Source organism: Flavobacterium sp. PMTSA4 (genome assembly GCF_032098525.1).
GTDB classification, from domain to species: Bacteria; Bacteroidota; Bacteroidia; order Flavobacteriales; family Flavobacteriaceae; genus Flavobacterium; species Flavobacterium capsici.
This window is the reverse complement of the sequence record NZ_CP134890.1, coordinates 1206056-1225472: the sequence shown is the minus strand read 5'-3', so window position 1 is coordinate 1225472 and position 19417 is coordinate 1206056. Positions and strand designations below refer to the sequence as shown.

Sequence of the window (19417 nt, the reverse complement as noted above, 5' to 3'; positions counted from 1 at the left end):
TTAACCCAATAGTACCACAAATAAAATCTATATGAAAAGAATTCTACTATTCCCTTTTGATAACACATCAATAGAGCCTCAATCTTTATGGAGGAATAAGAGCAACGATTTCAAAAAATACTTTCTGTTTTTGTGTCTTTTGTGTATGAGTACCTGGTCTTATGGACAGGTGGCTAATTATACTGTTACACAAAATGCTGGTAGCACTTATATTCCTGCTACTTTGACAAAAACTAATGTATTGACTGGTATACTTGATGATGGTGTTGATGCCAATCGAGCAATAGGATTTAATTTTGTTTTTAATGGTGTATCATATAATACGATTAATATTTCGTCTAATGGGTTTGTTTATTTTGGAACTGCCAGTGGTAGCCCTGCTACAGTTTACAATCCGATATCAACAACCAATACCTATGCAGGAGCAATTGCTGCTTATGGTAGGGATTTGGATTTACCAACAGCTGCTCAAAATGTTGGTTGGGCAATAACTGGAACAAGTCCAAATAGAATTTTTCAATTAGAATGGATAGTTAAAAGGTCTAGTGGAGTAAATAGTTCTCCTGATACACCTCCTATGAATTTACAGATTTGGTTGTATGAAACTACTAATGTAATTGAAATCTATTATAGAAATTTTAATCCAAATAATTTTGAATCTTTTACTGGAGAAGTTGGTTTGCGTGGTGATACCAATGCGGATTATAAGAATTTTAGTTTAACTACACCAGGTCAATGGCCAACGTCTTTTGCAGCAGGAAGTTCTAATTCCAGTACAGTATTAACAGAAGACGATGGTAATCCACTAATAGTTAATGCCAGTTTACACAAAATTACTTTTACGCCACCTTGTTTCAGACCAACTTCGGTTGCTGTGGGAAGTATAGGTACTAGTACAGCTACTGTTACTTTTACACCAGCAGCACCTACACCATCTGGAGGCTATCAATATGAAATTAGGACTTCGGGTGCTGCAGGTAGTGGTGCTTCAGGTTTAGCACAATCAGGAACTACGGCGGGTTCGCCTATCAATTTAACAGGTTTAGCTGGAGGTACTACTTATACGGTTTACATTCGTTCCGATTGTGGAGGTACTTATAGTTCCTGGACGACAGGTGTCAGCTTTACAACTGTTTGTAATGCTGTGAACGTACCCTATTATCAGCCTTTTGATGGTCCTGTAATTCCAAGTAGTGCTCCTTATCATGGTACTTTACCATCATGTACGAGTCAGGTCAATGTTGGATTGGGAAATAATTGGGTTACTACCAATGCTTATTTGTCTACTTATTCAAATTCGAATATGGACGACAACATACTAATGTATAACGGACAAAGTCCATCTAATGGTAACGCCGCTAATGTTTGGTTTTTTACACAAGGAATCAACTTAGCCGCCAATACTACCTATAGAATGTCCTATTTATATGGAGGAACGGATAATCCATCTACGGTACAAAATAAAATGAAAGTGGCCTATGGTACCAGTGCTACCGATGCGGCTATGACTACTACTTTGGATGATCATACTAATATTAAAGGTTCTCCTTTTCCAAACATTATTAATTTTACTACTACTTCAGCTGGGGTGTATTATTTTGGATTGAAAGCCTATTCGAATGCTAATAATGGGTATTTGTATGTAGACGATTTGGCTATTGATCCGGCAATTTGTTTACGAAGTACCAATGTAACCGTTGCCAATATAACGGCCAGTTCAGCGTTATTAAGTTGGACAGCACCATCACCAGCACCTGCGGGTGGGTATTCGTATTACTATTCAACCAGTGCTACACCACCTAGCAATGGAACGCCAGCATTGGGTTCTGTAGGTGCGGGTGTAACCAGTGTAACGCTAACAGGATTGACAGGTTCAACTACTTATTATTTTTGGGTACGAACCAATTGTAATGGTGGCGATTATGGAGAATGGGTGGCTTTAAGTAATCCTGGTGCAACGTTTACTACCTTAGTACAACCAGCTTATTGTACACCTTCAAGTTCTTCTACTGCTTCATACATTACTAATGTAACCACTACTGGTGGATATTCTAATATTTCTAATAGTTCTGGTTTTTCAGCAGGTGGCTATGGAAACTATACTACTCAAATTGTTTCGCAAGTTGCTGGAAGTTCAATTACATGTAGCGTAACCAATAACGATACATTTTTAGGTGCGGGTATTGCAATTTGGGTGGATTGGAATAATGATGGAACCTTTGCAGCTGGAGAGCAAGTGTATAATTCAGGTGCCTATATTTTTGGAGGTCCAATTAATGCCAACATTACCGTTCCTGGTGGTCAAGCAGTAGGAAGTTACAGAATGCGTATCGTAGATGATTATTGGGCAACAAGTCCTGTAGCTTGTAGTTTCAGTGCTACTGGTCCAAGAGGTGAAGCTGAAGATTATACCTTTAATGTATTGACGCCACCACCAGCTTTAACGCTGAGTTCTTATGCAGGTGCAGCAGTTTGTGCGGGTACCAACTCACCAGTGATTACAATTACTTCTCCATTGTCCAATTACAATACCTATTCATGGTCGCCTAATATTGGGGTTACAGGTAGTGCTGGAACGGGTTACACATTTACCAATTCAGCAACAACAACCTATACTTTAACAGCTACTCAAACGGTATCACCATTTAGTGTTAGAACGGTTACTTATGTATACAACACCAATCCAATTCCAACACCAATTACGATAACGCCAGCTTCTCCTAGTGTATGTCAATCGGGTACTACACCTGTAGCACTAACTTCTAGTGGAGGTGTTGTTTCTGGAGTTTCCATAGTGAATGAAAACTTTAACACGGGTGCTTCAGGATGGACGGTAACAAATACTGGTGTTCCAATTACATCATGGGGTATTCAAAACTCAGGATATAACCCTGGCGGTGCCTCGGGTATTACCTCAGTAGTAAGTAACGATGCTACACAATTCTACATTTCCAATTCAGATGCAGGAGGTAGTGGTTCTTCTACCAATACTATATTAACTTCGCCTGTATTCAGTTTGGGAGGATATACTAATGCTACACTTAGTTTTTACCATTACTATAAACCATGGATAAACGGTAGTGGTGTGGTTGAGATATCAAATGACGGATTCTTAACTTCTACTGTTTTACAAAGTTGGGGAAATACACCTGGAACCACAGCGCAGGGAACTCCGACAGGTTTTGTAAACGTATCTTATAATTTAGCGCCTTACTTGGGTATGACTAACTTACAAGTGCGTTTCAAATACGTTGCTTCTTGGGGTTATGTATGGGCGATTGATAATTTCTTGGTGACCGGAAGTACTACAACGGCTATTACTTGGTCGCCAGCTACTAATTTATATACCGATGCTGCAGGAACTGTACCTTATGTTTTAGGTAATGCAGCAGCTACGGTCTATGCATTGCCTTCAGCAGATACCACTTATACGGCTAGTGCAAGTACTTCTTCGCCGGTATGTACTACTACGCAACCAGTAACCGTAACAGTTACACCATTCAATACAGGTACCGCTTCTTCAGACCAAAATGCTTGTAGTGGTATTGTATCCGATTTGACCTTGACAGGATTTTCAGGTTCTGTAGTTAAATGGCAGTATTGCCCTAACGCAAGTTTTACACCTGCAGGCAGTGTGGTTGATATTGCATCAAGTAATGCAGCAACCTTAACCACAGCACAAATAGGTACCTTAACCGCTACCCGTTATTTTAGAGCGGTAATTTCAAATGGAAGTTGTACAGGATATTCAAATGTAGTTACTATTACCGTAACTAAAGCTACCTGGAATGGTGCCACTTGGTCTAACGGTACAGGTCCTACTGCAACTATTGCTGCAGAATTTCAAGGAAACTATTCTTCAACAGGCGATTTAACAGCTTGTAGTGTTATAGTAACCAGCGGAAACGTTGTATTTAATACCAATCATACGCTTACTGTGCAAAATGCAGTTACGGTAAATGGTGGTTCGTTAACTTTTGAAGATGATGCCAGTTTGTATCAGGTTAATGCAGTAACCAATGGAGTTGGAGTTTACTCGGGTGGAAACACAGGAAACATTACCTCAAAAAGAGATACAGCACCAATGTTCCGATACGATTACACCTATTGGTCTACTCCAGTAAATACACAAACCTTGTTGGCGGTATCGCCAAGCTCGCCAACTTCATTAGCCTATGAATATGATTCAGCCAATAATGCATGGCTTTATTTTAATCCTTCAGGAAATATGATACCAGGAAAAGGATATATTTTCAGAGCACCAACTTTCTTTAATTTGCCTCCGCCAGCACCATTGCCAAATTCTCCATCAGTGCACACAGCAGCATTTTTTGGAGTACCTAATAATGGTTCCATTTCTGTACCTGTAGTAGGTGGAGCTATGCAAATGAATTTAATAGGTAATCCTTATCCAAGTGCTTTAAAGGCAGATGATTTTATAGATGCGAATCCTAGCTTGAACGGTACCTTGTTTTTTTGGACACATAATTCGCAATCTACAGCACCATATTCCTATAATCCGGCTGATTACGCCTTGTATAATAGAACAGGTTCAGCAGGAACATACTCAGGTCCGGTTTTATCAGGGAATAGTAGTAACCCAACAGGCTATATCGCTTCAGGACAAGGATTCTTTGTAGAAGGATTAAGCAATGGAACGGCAACGTTTACCAACGCGATGCGTGCGGCAGGTAATAATACTAATTTTTACAGAACAACAAATAACACTTCTCAGTCAAGTACGGTTTCTGATCTGGAGAAACACCGTTATTGGTTAAATATTGCCGATAGTCAAAATGGCTTTAAACAAATTTTAGTAGGATATATTGAAACTGCAACCAATGGTATGGATCGTTTATTCGATGGAAAATTAGTTGATGCAGGTAATAGTATAACAATGTATACTACTGTAGAAGATACTAAATTGAGTATACAAGGAAGAATGCTGCCTTTTGATGTTACAGAAACATTACCTCTTGGATATAAATCAACTATAGCTTCTTCGTATACCATTTCGTTATCCGCATTTGATGGCTTGTTTACTTCGCAAACCATATATTTAGAGGATACCCTATTAGGGGTTATTCACGACTTAAAAGAGTCACCATATACGTTTACTACTGAGATAGGGACGTTTGATACCCGCTTTGTTCTGAGATATACCAGCAGTGCATTGGGTGTAAACAACCCAGTATTTAATGATGATACTGTGATTGTGTATAAAAATGATACAGGATTGCACATTGCAACCGGAATTATAAATTTAAAATCCGTGAGCGTATTTGACATACGCGGACGTTTATTGGCCTCCCAAAGCCCAATACATTCTACTAATGCATCATTCACTAATTTGCCTGAAACACAACAAGTGTTACTGGTCAAAGTGGTCTCTGAAAATGGTGAAATCGTTACCAAAAAAGTAGTATATTAAAAGATAAGTACGCCTAATAGTGAGGGTATTATTAGGCGTTTTTATATTTTATACTTCCAAAAGACATTCTTGCTTTTTTCCTACATTATATAGTGGGATGGAAAAGCTGTCTTTTTTTTAACGTTTTTTTTGGTTATTTTATCGAAAAGTAACCTAATTGTTAAGCAATATTTATTTAAATCTATAAATTCGATTTTATAATTTCAATTTTAAAGCAATTATTAACCTAATTATTAACCCAATTTTTAAATATGATGAATTACTACACTAAGGTGAGTACACGTTCAGGAACGTGGCTCAAAAAATTCTCAGAATTTCTAGTGAATGTGTCTTCCAATAGTTCAGTTGGAAAACATGCTAAAGCTAGTTTTTTGTGTACGTTATTGTTGTCTTGTACTATTACATTTGGAACAAACCCCAAAGGAGATGATGGTATAAAAGCCAATAGTAATGTTAAAAAAGTTTCAGTTGCTGTTACAACTTGTCCTTCAGCAATACAACTTTCACCGGCTGCTTTACCCACTAATCAGGCATTGGTTTGTGGAGGTACTAATGATTTAACTTCAGCAAATACCACGGGAGGAAATGGAGATTATAAAGGAGGAAATGAAGCTCTTTATAAAATTACTCCAACGTTAACAGGTTCCTACACTATTGCTTACTCTGGTCAATCTTGGTCGTCAATTTTTGTTTATCAAGGATGCCCAAGTTCAGGCGGTACTTATATAAATAGTGTAAGTAGTTCGTCAACTAGTAAGTCTTTAGCAGTAACATTAACTGCAGGTACAGAGTACTATATTTGGTTTGATACGTGGCCTACTCCAAATAGTCCTTGCGCAGGTACCTTTACAATTACAGCTCCAGCTGCACCTTGTGTGGCAGTATCTGTGCCTTATACTCAAAACTTTGAGTCAGTTATCACTCCAGCTTTACCAACTTGTACAACATCACAAAATGCTGGTACAGGAAATAACTGGACTACAGCTAGTGTTTCTGGAAATGGTTTCGCTAGTAAAGTATTACAATATGCTTATAATTCTTCTAGTGCTGCAAATGCATGGTTTTATACCGCTCCTCTTAATTTAGTTGGAGGTACAGCATATTCAGTTACTTATAAATATGGAAATAATAGTACCACCTATGTTGAAAAACTTAGAGTAGCTTTTGGTACTAGTGCTTTAAATACCGCAATGACTAACGTATTAGCTAACCATCCAAATGTTGCAGGTGGAAATCCATCAACTAATACAGTTTATTTTACACCAGCTAGTTCAGGTGTTTACTACATAGGTTTTAATGCTTACTCTGCTGCTGATCAATTTAACTTGTATGTTGATGATATTGCTGTTGGTTTAGCACCTACTTGTACACCACCATCAGCTTTAGCGGTTTCTTTTACTCCTACTTTAGCAACTCTAACTTGGAATGCTCCTGGGACACCTCCAGCAAATGGATATGAGTATGCATTTACTACATCTGCAACTCCACCAACTAGTGGAACTGCTGGTGCATCAGGAGTTTCTGTTTCAGGTTCGTATGCTGTGGGTCAAGTATATTATCTGCATGTTAGATCAATTTGTACATCACCAGATGTAAGTGCTTGGGCTACTCAGCAAATTACAGTACCGCTATTTAACGATGCTTGTTCTGGAGCAATTTCTATTGCTTGTGGAGGTAGTATTACTACATCTTTAGTCGGTTCTACTAATGAGAGCCAAGCTGTTTGTGGTATTTCTGGAGTTACTACTCAAAATTCAGCAGGTATATGGTATAAATTTACTGGTGATGGTCAGGATGTTGTAATTTCTACAGGTTCTTCACCTACAAATGTGGATACAAGATTGGCTGTTTACAGTGGAACTTGTGGTTCTTTAACATGTTTGGGAGGTAATGATGATACTGTTGGTCTTAGAGCTGAAGTTGCAATACCTACTACTAATGGAGTTAGTTACTACATATTATTATATTCATGGTCAGCAACTACTCCAACAGCGGATATAGTTCTTACTTTAACTTGTACACCTGCTTGTACACCTGCTACAGGAAATGATGAGTGTGCAACCGCAGCTACCGTTTTAGTGGGTACACCATTAAACACTAATAATACATGTGCTACACCATCTGCGGATTCTTATCCTACTTGTGGTTCTTCATTTGGAACATTTTATGATTCATGGTATACTTTCAACTCAGGTTCAAATACGGTATTAGAAATTTCTGCTATACCAACTTCTACAGCTTTGGTGGGTTATGCCGTTTATTCTGGAAGTTGTGGATCTTTGACTCAAGTAAGTTGTACAACAAGTGGAGCTGCAGCAAATATTACGCTTACCGCTAACACAGTTTATAAGATAAGAGTATTTTCTACATCAACAGCAAACAGAGGAGATTTCACGTTAAGAGTGAAAATACCTTGTCTTAATCCAACAGGTTTAACTGTAACAGGGCAAACAACAACTTCTGCAACTTTAAATTGGAGTGCTCCGGCAAGTTTACCAGGTTCAGGTTATGAATATGAAATAAGAACAAGTGGTGCTGCAGGAAGTGGTGCAACAGGTTTGGTTGCTTCGGGTACTGCTTTATCGGGATCTGTAAGTGTAACAATTAATACTCTTGATGCAGGAACATTGTATACTGCTTATTTAAGAGCAGTTTGTGGACCAGATGATACTAGTAGTTGGTCTTCTGTTAATTTTGCTACTCTTTGTAATCCTGTAACTTCTTTCCCTTGGACAGAAACGTTTGAAACTAGTTCAACAACATTACCTTGTTTCAGAGTAATTGATGGAAATGCAGACGGCGATTTTTGGGGAATTTCAACTACAAATCCAAGAACAGGATCTCAAAGTGCTAGACTTTATACTGATTTTAATTCATCCAATCAAGATTATTTAATTACACCTCAGTTATCAATAGGAACAACACCTAAAAGATTAAAATTTTGGGTGCGTTCAAATACTACAGGAGAACCAGATGAAATATCGGTTAAAGTTTCAACTACAGGAACATCTATTGCTAATTTTACTGCAACTGCTTTTCCTTCTACTTTAATAAGTTCAACTAGTTATGTAGAATATATTGTTGATTTAAGTGCTTTTTCAGGGAATATTTATTTAGCTTTTGTTAGAGAGAATGATCCAGCAGATGGGTGGTATTTAAATTTAGATGATATCACAGTTGAAAATATTCCGCCTTCAGTTTCAAGTTTCACTCCAACTTTTGTTTGTGGACAAGCAGGTGGTAGCGTGGTAACAATTACTGGTGCAAACTTTGCGGCGGGTGGTTCAGTTTACTTCAATGGAATAGCTGCTACTAATGTAACGGTTGTTAATTCAACAACAATACAAGCTACGGTTCCAGCTGGTGATGTAACTGGTTATATCACAGTAACTGGTACAAATGGTTCGTTTAATACTGCAACCAATTTTGAAACAAGACCTTTTCCAGCAATTACTCCTATTGAGCAGTTGGATGGTTTAAATGCAATTTGTGGAACAGATTCAATTGCTTTGACAAATGGAACCGCTAATGGAGTTTGGGATTCGTCTAATCCTGCAGTGGCTACAGTAAATTTTGGAACCGTAACAGGTGTTGATGCAGGTGCAACAACAATTACCTATACCGTTTCGGAAAATGGTTGTAGTTCGGTATCCAACTATCCAATTACGGTAAGTAACCCTATTCAAATAACGTCAAATCCGGCAACTCCTGTTAATTCAATTACGGGTTCATCGGCTTCTTTTACGGTTGAAGCAACAGGAACTATAGTTTCGTATCAATGGTTATATGCTATAGGTTCAGGTTCATTCAATCCTGTTCCAACAGGAGGTGTTTATAGTGGGATAAATTCTCCTACATTAACTATTTCTGCTACTACATCAAGTATGAATAACTACAGATTCCGTTGTCGAATTACGGGTAGTGCACCTTGTCCTAGTCCTATAAATTCTACCATAGCTTTATTGAAAGTAGGAAATACAGGTATTGCCACTAATCCTTCTAACGTTAATTTGTGTAACGGAGGTCAGGCTCAATTTACTGTTGTGCCAGTTGGGGATGTTGATGAGTATTTCTGGTTCGAAGTAACAGAAGAAGGTGTTGATTTTGATAATCCTATCGTAAATGGTGGAGACTATAGTGGAGCAAATACTGCAACATTAACCGTTTCTAACGTGAGTACTTCAAATCATAATGGTGCAGGTTATTTAGTAATGGTGGTTGGTCCTGCTAATTCACCAGTTTCACCTGCTGCCTATATCAATGTAAGTGTACCTGCAACTATTGGAACTCACCCAACAAATCAAACGGTTTGTTACAGTGGAGGTTCGGCTAGTTTCACAGCAAGTGCTTCAAATACATTAGGGTACCAATGGCAGTTTTCAACAGTTGGGGGTGCTAATGATGCTAACTGGACTACTATTACAAGTGCTGCAGGTCCTGCAGGTATAACTTATTCAGACTTTGATACGGCTACACTTCATTTGGATACTACAGGAGCTATTTCTCCTGCAGGAACTTATTTCTACAGAGCAGTTGCTTTATCAGGTGTTGGTTGTCCTAATACAAATTCAACTCAGGCACAATTGTTAATCAACAATCCTGCTGTAGCTATTGCTACGCCAAACGGAACGGTTGTTTGTGGTGGCACAGCAGTAACTCTAACAGCTTCGGGTGCTGATAGTTATTCATGGTCTACAGGTGCTTCAACAGCAAGTATTTCAGTAGCTCCAGCTAGTCAAACAACATATACAGTCACTGGAACTACCACAGGTTGTTCTAAACAAGCTTCGGTTATAGTTACTGTTGGAAATGCTGTTACGGCTACTGCTTCGTCTGATGTTTCGTCTGTTTGTATTAATGGTACAGCTCAATTAAATGCAGTAGGGTCACAATTATTTACGACTCCTACACCTAACTTGTATAATTTCTCAACGAATACTTCAGGTTCAATTGCTTCTATGAGTGGTGCAACACTGATAGGTTCAGGACCAAATGATGATACCCCATATGCTGCTAGTAATATTGGATTTACATTTAATTTCAATGGTACTAATTATACACAATTCTCAGCATCTCCAGATGGGTTTATTACTTTAGGATCAGCTACAGCTTCTTCTCAGTTTACGAATTCAATGACAAGTTCTACTAATGTACCTAAAATAGCCGCATATTGGGATGATTTAGCATTAGGTACAGACGGTGCTATAAGAGTTAAAACAATTGGAACTGCACCGAACAGAATTTGTGTAATTGAATGGTTTGTTACTATACCTAGAAACACAACTGGTACTGCTAATTCTACCTTCCAATTGTGGCTGTATGAATCAACAAATAATGTTGAAATGGTTTATGGCAGTATGAATTCTGGAACTATGTCTGCATCAGTTGGAATAAAAGGTTCTTCGACTGGTAATTACAGTAGTGTAACAGTTTCTACGAATACTACCAGTACTTCATCTGCAAACAATTCCAATTCAGGTCAGCCTTCTAATGGTAGAGTTTATAGATTTGTTCCTTCAAATGCACCAACATTTACTTACGCTTGGACGGCTACTCCAGCAGATGCTACTTTAATAGCAACTACAAGTGCTTCTCCAGCTGTTAATCCAACAGTATCAACAACTTATCAAGTGGTTGTTACTGCTGCAAGTGGTTGTAAGGATACAAAAACGGTTTCTATTGCTGTTCAGAGCGGTGTAAATAATTTTGTTCAGCCAACAGCTCAAACGTTTTGTGCAGGTCAAACGGCTAGCTTATCAGTATCGGCTTCAGGACCTGGATTACAGTACAACTGGTATAAAGTTGGAAACGTTTCTCCAGTGGGTACTTCGGCTACATTAAGTTTTGTTAATGCTACTGTTGCACAGTCAGGAAACTACTATGTGGTGGTAACTCCTGCATGTGGTTCAGCTGTGACTAGTAACACGGTAACTTTGACAGTGAATCCATTACCAACTGCTACTATTTCAGGTACTACAACAGTGTGTACTAATGGAACTGCTCCTACAGTTACCTTTACAGGTTCTAACGGAACTGCTCCATATACATTTACATACACTATAAATGGAGGATCTGATTTAACAATTGTTTCTAATGCTTCTGGTGTAGCAACTTTAGTTGCTCCTATAGTTTCATCAGGAACTTATGTATATGCACTTAAATCGGTACAAGGTCAACTTTGTTCGCAATCAGTTACTGGACAGTCGGCTACTATAACCGTAAATGCTGCTCCAACACCAGTTGCTATTTCAGGAACCAACGTACTTTGTGCTAATTCAAATCCTGTTTTATTAACTGCTTCGGGAGGTACAACAAATCAATCATATTGTTCTCCATTTAGTGTTTCTAACACTGGCTCAACTGGAGATTATTTAAATAATTTCACATTTGCTAATTTAACAAATAACAATAGTGGAGATGCTGCTAGCGATTATACTTATTATAGTGGATTAACGGCAAATGTTGTTGCTAACGGAACAACAGCTTATCCAATTTCCCTTCAAGCTGGTGGTACAACATCACTCTATACTCAACAATTCAGAGTTTGGATTGATTTCAACCAAAATGGAATATTTGAAACTTCTGAAAGTGTGTATGCTACTACAACTGCTACTTTTGCACCATCAAGTGCAACTGGAACAGTAGTTATACCAACAACAGCACTTAATGGAATTACGCGTATGCGTGTTGCATCTAAGTATAGTAGTGCTGTTGCTGATACTGAATCATGTTCAATACCATCTTTTGGAGAATTTGAAGATTATAATGTTTCAATTACAGGTGGTGTAAGTGCTCCTCTAGTTGTTTGGTCTTCTGCTAATGGTGGTTTATTCACAGATGCAGCTGGAACTACAGCTTATAATGGTACAACTCCAAGAAATACTATTTATGCTAGACCAACAGCCTCGGGTGATGTTACTGCAATTGTAACTAATAATAGTGGATGTTCAAATTCAGGAAGTTTTGCAATTACTGTAAACCCTGTTCCAACAGCAAGTATCTCTGGTACAACTGCAGTGTGTCACAATAGTGCTTCACCTTCAGTAACCTTTACAGGTGCTAATGCTTCGGCTCCGTATACGTTTACGTATTCGTTGACTAATGTGGCTACAAATACTACTACGTCACATACGGTTACTACTACTACTGGAAACAGTGTAACAGTAGTTGCACCAACTAATGTGGTAGGAACTTTTGTTTACGACTTATTAAGTGTACAAGATTCAAGCTCTACCGCTTGTTCTCAAGCGCAATCAGGTTCGGCTACAGTAACGGTTAATCCATTACCAACAGCTACTATTGCGGGTACTACTCAAGTTTGTCAAAATGATACGGCACCACTAGTTACCTTTACCGGAGCTAACGGAACAGCGCCATATACATTTACTTATAAATTGAATAATGGTTCAAACCAAACTGTGGTTTCAACTGGTAACAGTGCTACTGTTGCAGCGCCAACTGGTGTTGCAGGAACGTTTGCGTATACTTTGGTGAGTGTTCAAGATTCAAGTTCTTCTACTTGTTCTCAAGCACAAGCTGGAACAGCTACTATTGTAGTTCATCCAACACCAATGGTAACTACAGTATTAACGAATCAGTATTACTATAGTGGTTTCGCAACTGCTGCTATTCCATTGTCTGGAACTCCAAGTGGAGTAACGTTCAATATTACGGGTGGTGCAGCTGCTGGTTTACCAAATATGACGGTTACTGATGCAATTCCTTCATTCATTCCAACTGCTGTACCAGCTACAGTAACAGTTACTCCGGTAGCAAATGGATGTACAGGAATTCCAAAAACATACCAAATCATATTCAACCCAGTTGTAGTAAATATTCTTTCGAATCACTGTGGTTCTGTTAACAATGGATTGAATAATCAAATTCAAGCTAATAGCGTAACAGTTCCTGGTTATACAACTACAGGTTACAGATTTGAAATTACTAACCTTTCAACAGGTGAAGTAGCTTATGTAGATACAGTTCAGTCTCATTTTAAATTGACAGATACTAACATCTATGCTTATGGTACTACTTATGCTATTAGAGCAGCTGCTTACTTGAACGGTCAGCTTCAAGGATACTTTGGAAATACTTGTAATCTTACTACGGCTAGTGTTCAAACTACTAAAGTGATTAACTCTCAATGTGGTGCTACATTAGCAGCAATCAACTCTAGTATTAATGCAGATGTTGTAAATTCAACAAACCTATACCGTTTCAGAGTAGCACGTGCTGATGCTCCTACTACATACTATTATGTAGAGCGCACCGTAGCTAACTTTAACTTAACTATGGTTGCTGGATTACCATTAACGTTTGATACTGAATACAAAGTTGATGTTCAAATCCGTGTGAAATTAGCTGGATTTGAAGCTTGGTCTCAGTTTGGACAAGTTTGTTCAATCTTTACACCAGCAGCACCGATTGCAGGTTTAACAGATACTTACTGTGATGAATATCACGTAACTTCTAGTAGCCAATTAATCTATGCGATTTCATTTGCTAATGCTACTGAATACAAGTTCAGATTAGATGATGGTAATGGTAACATATTATATGCTACTAGTGCAACAAACAGCTTCTCATTGAACATGGTTTCAGGATGGGCTCCGAATACACTTTATGCAGTAGCGGTTTCTATGAAATTGTTTGGTTCGTATACTGATTTTGAATTGAGTAAAAACTGTAGTATATTGACTCCACAACCAGCTAGACTTGCAGCTACACCATTTAGTGCAGTGGCTTATCCTAATCCATTTGCAGAAAACTTTAAAATAAATGTTAAATCATCAAATGATGGTCAAATAGACATTAAAGTTTATGACATGGTAGGTCGTTTAGTTGAGCAAAGAACAGCAATGTTTAATGAAATTGATACTGTTACTATAGGTGATAGCTATCCTTCAGGAGTGTACAATGTAATTGTATCTCAAAATGAGGATGTGAAAACAGTGAGAGTTATCAAAAGATAATTTTTAATAATCTAAAATTAAAAGCCCTTCCAATTTGGAAGGGCTTTTTTATTTTTTATACTTTTTAAAAACTACTCTTGTTCTAAACCAAAGTTATCAAGATCTCTCCTGTCCTTTTTGGTTGGTCTGCCTTCACCATGTTTCCTGTAATGCTCTTTAGAGAGTTTTAATAATTCCAAATGCTCAAAGCTTTCTTTTGGAGTTTCATCTTTGCGGTAAACATCTACTAATTTTGCACCAACTCTGTTGGCAGGGATGTCTAAAACAGAAATTATGTAGGTGATTTGATCTTTTCTAAAGGTGATTTTATCCATAGGAAATACTTCCTTAGATGCTTTTGCTACTTGACCATTCACTGTAACTTGATTTTTTTTACAAGCCTCTGTCACCATGTTTCTGGTCTTATAATAGCGCACACACCATAAAAATTTGTCTACTCTCATAAAATTTCTAAAATCAACGTTAATTTGTTTACAAAAATAAATCAATATTGTATCTTGCACGACCTAAACAAGAAAGAATAATGAACAAATTTTTAAAGACTTTTTCGATGTTGGCAATTATAGTGATAATTGCTTCTTGTAGTAAAAGTGATAGTAGTAATGAAGTGCCTTTAAGAGATTATGCAGAACAATATGCAACGGATATTGCTAATATTGAGGAGTTCATGCAGACTCATTATATGGAAGTGGTAAATAATCCTGGTGCTGATGATGATATGGATGTAACATTTACTAAAATTCCTGATGGAGGAACACAAGTATCTATATGGAATCAAACGGATTATCCTATTCAAACCAGATTAGTAGAGCAAAATGATATTACTTATAAAATATACTATTTACAATTAAGAGAAGGTTCAGGTCCTGAAAGTAAATCACCGTGTAATGTTGATCAGGTTTTAGCAGGTTACAGAGGAGAATATCTTTATAAAAGTACTGTAGATGGCGTTACTGAATTAAAAGGTATTCAATTTGAAGAAAATAAAAACCCGCAATCTTTCTTATCCCTTACAGGTGTAATTCGTGGTTGGGCTGAAATATTTCCAAAATTTAAAACAGGTGTTTATACTGAAAATCCAGATGGAACTGTTTCTTATTCTGATTTTGGAGCAGGAGTAATGTTTATACCTTCAGGTTTGGCTTATTATAGAAGTTCTCAAGGAACGATTCCTTCGTATTCACCTTTAGTATTTAGCTTCAAATTATATGAAATTAACAGAGCTGACCAAGATGGTGATGGTATTCCTTCTTATTTAGAGGACATTAATAATGATGGTTATATGTATGTTTTTGATGCAGATGTTACCAATCCAGATGATACCGATGGTGATGGGGTTCCTGATTTTTTAGATACCGATGATGATGGAGATCAGTTTCTAACCCGCTATGAGATTAGAATAAACGTTGAGGAAACCGCTATTTATTCATTTGATGATATTCCAACTTGTGGTTCAAATGGTAATGGTAAAAAGCGTCATTTAGACCCGAGCTGTCATAACTAAATAATTTCTCTTGATAATCAATCTAAAAAACGGTATCGACAAACTTCTTTTTGGAATGAAACAAAAAGATGTTGAAATGCTTTATGGTAAACCGGATAAAAAATTTGAAGACGAAGACGGAAATCAAATTTATCTTTACAATGATAAAAAACTTCGTTTGACTTTTTATGCCGATGAAGATTTTAAATTGGGTTATATTATTTCTTCAAATCCTGAAATTACTATTTTAGATAAGAAGGTAATTGGTAGGAATGTTGATGAAATAAAAAATGATTTACCATTTAAATCATGGGAAGTTGAAACATTTGACAGCACCGAAAATCATTTTAATGAAAGTAATTGGCTGATTCTTCAAACGGAATACAATGAAGTGATTCGTGTAGAAATTGGTGCAATTATCAAAGATAACGATGAGTTTGACTGGAAGTTTAAATAATTTCGGCGCTTAGTCCAGCTTCTAAAAGTTGAGTGCATTGAGGTTTTAATTCATCAAAATGACCTGTTTTTACGGTACACTTTCCTTTGTAATGCACTAAAATAGCACATTGTTCTGCTTGTTCTGATGTGTGTTGGCAAACTCTTATTAGTGTTTCAATTACATGGTCAAAAGTATTGACATCATCATTATACAACACAATTTCGTTATTAATACCAATTAATTCTTCAACTAAAACTTCTTCTTGAACTTTTTCTATTGTACTCATTTTCATTAGCTTTACTTCGTAAAATTTTCAAAGACTAATTTACATATTTTAGAGAAACCCAATTGTTTCTTTCCAATTTTTTAACAAAAGTTAATCCTTTATCTTCACACGATTCGTTGATGAAAGGAATGTCTTCATTATAAAAACCACTTAACAACAGGATTCCGTTTTTATTTAAACAATCCACATACTGTTGCATATCATTCAACAAAATGTTTCTGTTAATGTTGGCAATGATTAAATCGTATTTTTTTCCTTTTAGCAAATTTGCTTCTCCTTCATAAACTGAAATTTCTTTACAATTATTTCGTTCAGCATTTTCTATGGAGTTTAAGTAGCACCAATTATCAATATCTATGGCATCAATTGGTTTAGCGCCTTTCATTTCAGCTAGAATGGCCAAAATTGCAGTTCCGCAACCCATGTCTAACGTTTTTAAATTGGTAACATCTGTTTCAAGAAGATGTTGAATCATCATGTGTGTAGTTTCATGATGTCCTGTTCCAAAACTCATTTTTGGTTCAATGATAATATCAAATTCAGCTTCAGTTTTAGGATGAAATGGAGCACGAACATGACACTTTCCGTCTACATCAATGGGTTCGAAGTTTTTTTCCCATTCTTCATTCCAATTTACTTGCTCTATTTCTTCAATAGAATAAGTTATTTTAAATTCAGGTGAACTTAAAATGTAGATATCGTTCAATATATCATCGGTGTAAAAATCTTTTTGAATGTAAGCGCTCAATCCAGTTTCTGTTTCTATGAAACTTTCAAATGCTTTTTCACCCAGTTCTGCAATTAATATTTCAGAGCCTAATTCTTTAGGTTCAATGTTAAAATGAAACCCTAAATAACTGTTTGACATAAATTATTTTTTGCAAAGGTAACAATCGAATGAAGTTTTTCAATTGTTTTGAAAATAAAAGTTAATCAACTTTTACGATAGTTCGTAAACTGGATTCTGGCAGTTCGTCTGGAACAACATTAAATATTAGTAATCTTCTATAACGATTGTTATCTGCATCATACAGATACGTTATAGTATTGTCTTGTGGGTTATAAGTCATTTTAGCTTTAGAAGTCTTAGATTTAAAGAGCCACGTGCCTTCATTTTCAGAAGTTTGAGAATAATTATAGATAGAACCATGATGTAATCGTGTTAAACCGTTATCAAGCATACTTATTACAATGTAACCATTTGTTTTAGAACCAATTTCGCGAATATCAATTATGGAATGTTCATATTCAGTTTCCATTAATTCATATTTTTTTTCATCATTATTCCAAACATAATATTTGCGAACGTCTGACTGTAATCTTTTTTGATTGTCAACCTGAGCAAAAATGTTAACGCAGGTGAATACAACTAACAAAAGAGCGAATTTAATTTTCATTGTATTATTTGTTTTGACATTGTGAGGTAAACTTAAGTCATTTAAACGTTAAAAAGCAAATAATATCGATGAAATACATTAATTTGGTTTTATAAATAAAAAAAACCTTTCAATTTAATGAAAGGTTTACGTATTTGAATTATTATTTAAATTAATTAAATTCCTTCTACAATTTTAGCAAAATCACTAGCTTTTAATGCTGCGCCACCAATTAATCCGCCATCAACATCGGGTTTTGAAAAAATCTCTTTTGCATTTTCAGGTTTAACACTTCCACCATAAAGAATGGAAACATCTTCAGCTATAGTTGCGCCATATCTTTTTATAACAGTTTCTCTTATGAATTCATGCATTTCTTGAGCTTGTTCTGGCGAAGCAGTTTCTCCTGTTCCGATTGCCCAAACAGGTTCGTAAGCTAGAACTATTTTTTCCCAATCTTCATTTGCAATGTGAAATAATCCATCTCTGAGTTGATTTTCAACGACATTAAAATGTTGATTATCTTTTCTGTCTTTTAATTCTTCTCCAAAACAAAAGATAACGGTCATATCGTGTTTTAAAGCGGTAGTTACTTTTTGAGCTAAAATAGTATCCGTTTCATGAAAATAGGCTCTGCGTTCTGAATGTCCAATTATTACGGTATTCACACCAATGCTTTTTAACATATCAGCTGAAATTTCACCAGTATAAGCACCATTTTCATTTTGATGCATGTTTTGGGCAGCAACAATGATATTGGTATATTCTAAATGGTCTACAGCGGAAGCAAGATTTACAAATGTTGGAGCAACAATTATTTGAGCTTCAACATCATTTGGCAATTTATCAATTAAATCATTTAATAAATCTTCGGTTTCTTCCGAATTTTTATTCATTTTCCAATTACCAGCAACAATTTTTTTTCTCATTATTTTAATTCTTTTAGTGTAGCATTTATTTCGTCAAAATCAGTTTCTATCGCTCTATAGGTAATTATTTTTCCTTCTTTATCAAGAATAATATACCTCGGAATCCAATCTAAATCTATCGATTTTCCAAATTCGCCTTTTGTTCCATCAGTTGCCCAAAAATGTTCTCCTTTTAAATCATGCTTTTCAATTCCATTCAACCATTTTTCAAAAGTTTTATCCATTGATATGAATACATAACTCACATTTGGATTGTTTTCTTGCATTGCTTTAACTTTTGGCATTGCTTTTACACAATCACCACACCATGAAGCCCAAACTTCAATTACGGTAATTTTGCCTTTTTGTTTTTCGAGTATACTAGAAAATGAAACTTCTGATTTATCAGTAGCAACTAGATTTTTAGACAATGTTTGTTTTGAAAATTCTTTTTTTTGTGCATTTGTACATGATATAGAAAACAGAGCACAAATCAGCATTATTGATATTTTTTTCATA

Annotated in this window: 10 protein-coding genes; 4 read left to right on the top strand and 6 right to left on the bottom strand. The window is 36.3% G+C overall.

What is annotated here, in order from left to right:
• The first annotated feature begins 31 nt into the window (after positions 1-31).
• Both RN605_RS05610 and RN605_RS05605 read left to right on the top strand, forming a co-directional pair.
• Positions 32-5431 carry a GEVED domain-containing protein gene (locus tag RN605_RS05610; protein ID WP_313322968.1) on the top strand — a complete coding sequence of 1800 codons (5400 nt, stop codon included), beginning with the start codon at positions 32-34 and terminating at the stop codon, positions 5429-5431.
• A 251-nt stretch (positions 5432-5682) separates the two neighbouring features.
• Complete coding sequence (locus RN605_RS05605; protein ID WP_313322966.1) at positions 5683-14406, top strand: GEVED domain-containing protein; 8724 nt, start codon at positions 5683-5685, stop codon at positions 14404-14406.
• 71 nt (positions 14407-14477) lie between these two features.
• Here RN605_RS05605 and RN605_RS05600 read toward each other — a convergent pair whose 3' ends face one another.
• A complete protein-coding gene (locus RN605_RS05600; RefSeq protein ID WP_313322964.1) occupies positions 14478-14849 on the bottom strand; it encodes an RNA-binding S4 domain-containing protein in 372 nt (123 codons plus the stop codon).
• Between the two features lie 80 nt (positions 14850-14929).
• Between RN605_RS05600 and RN605_RS05595 the strand changes: the two genes are divergently transcribed.
• Both RN605_RS05595 and RN605_RS05590 read left to right on the top strand, forming a co-directional pair.
• Entirely contained in the window at positions 14930-15910 is a 981-nt protein-coding gene (locus RN605_RS05595) for an FKBP-type peptidyl-prolyl cis-trans isomerase (RefSeq protein ID WP_313322963.1), read from the top strand.
• Positions 15911-15920: 10 nt separating this feature from the next.
• Positions 15921-16346, top strand: a complete 426-nt coding sequence (locus RN605_RS05590; protein WP_313322962.1) for a hypothetical protein — start codon at positions 15921-15923, stop codon at positions 16344-16346.
• Here the strand turns inward: RN605_RS05590 and RN605_RS05585 are convergent.
• The 5 genes from RN605_RS05585 to RN605_RS05565 all read right to left on the bottom strand — a co-directional run bounded on the left by RN605_RS05585 (position 16339) and on the right by RN605_RS05565 (position 19416).
• Positions 16339-16614 carry an ATP-dependent Clp protease adaptor ClpS gene (locus tag RN605_RS05585; protein WP_313322961.1) on the bottom strand — a complete coding sequence of 92 codons (276 nt, stop codon included), beginning with the start codon at positions 16612-16614 and terminating at the stop codon, positions 16339-16341. The two genes, RN605_RS05590 and RN605_RS05585, sit on opposite strands and share 8 nt — an antisense overlap.
• Positions 16615-16648: 34 nt before the next feature.
• Positions 16649-17482, bottom strand: coding sequence for a 50S ribosomal protein L11 methyltransferase (gene prmA / locus RN605_RS05580; RefSeq protein WP_313322960.1), 834 nt, complete (start codon positions 17480-17482; stop codon positions 16649-16651).
• A 61-nt stretch (positions 17483-17543) separates the two neighbouring features.
• Positions 17544-18011 (bottom strand): hypothetical protein, encoded by a 468-nt coding sequence (locus RN605_RS05575; protein ID WP_313322959.1) that lies wholly within the window; start codon positions 18009-18011, stop codon positions 17544-17546.
• A 155-nt stretch (positions 18012-18166) separates the two neighbouring features.
• Positions 18167-18919, bottom strand: a complete 753-nt coding sequence (gene tpiA / locus RN605_RS05570) for a triose-phosphate isomerase (RefSeq protein ID WP_313322958.1) — start codon at positions 18917-18919, stop codon at positions 18167-18169.
• Positions 18919-19416, bottom strand: coding sequence for a TlpA family protein disulfide reductase (locus tag RN605_RS05565; RefSeq protein WP_313322956.1), 498 nt, complete (start codon positions 19414-19416; stop codon positions 18919-18921). The genes tpiA and RN605_RS05565 overlap by 1 nt, the downstream gene beginning before the upstream one ends.
• Position 19417: the final 1 nt, after the last annotated feature.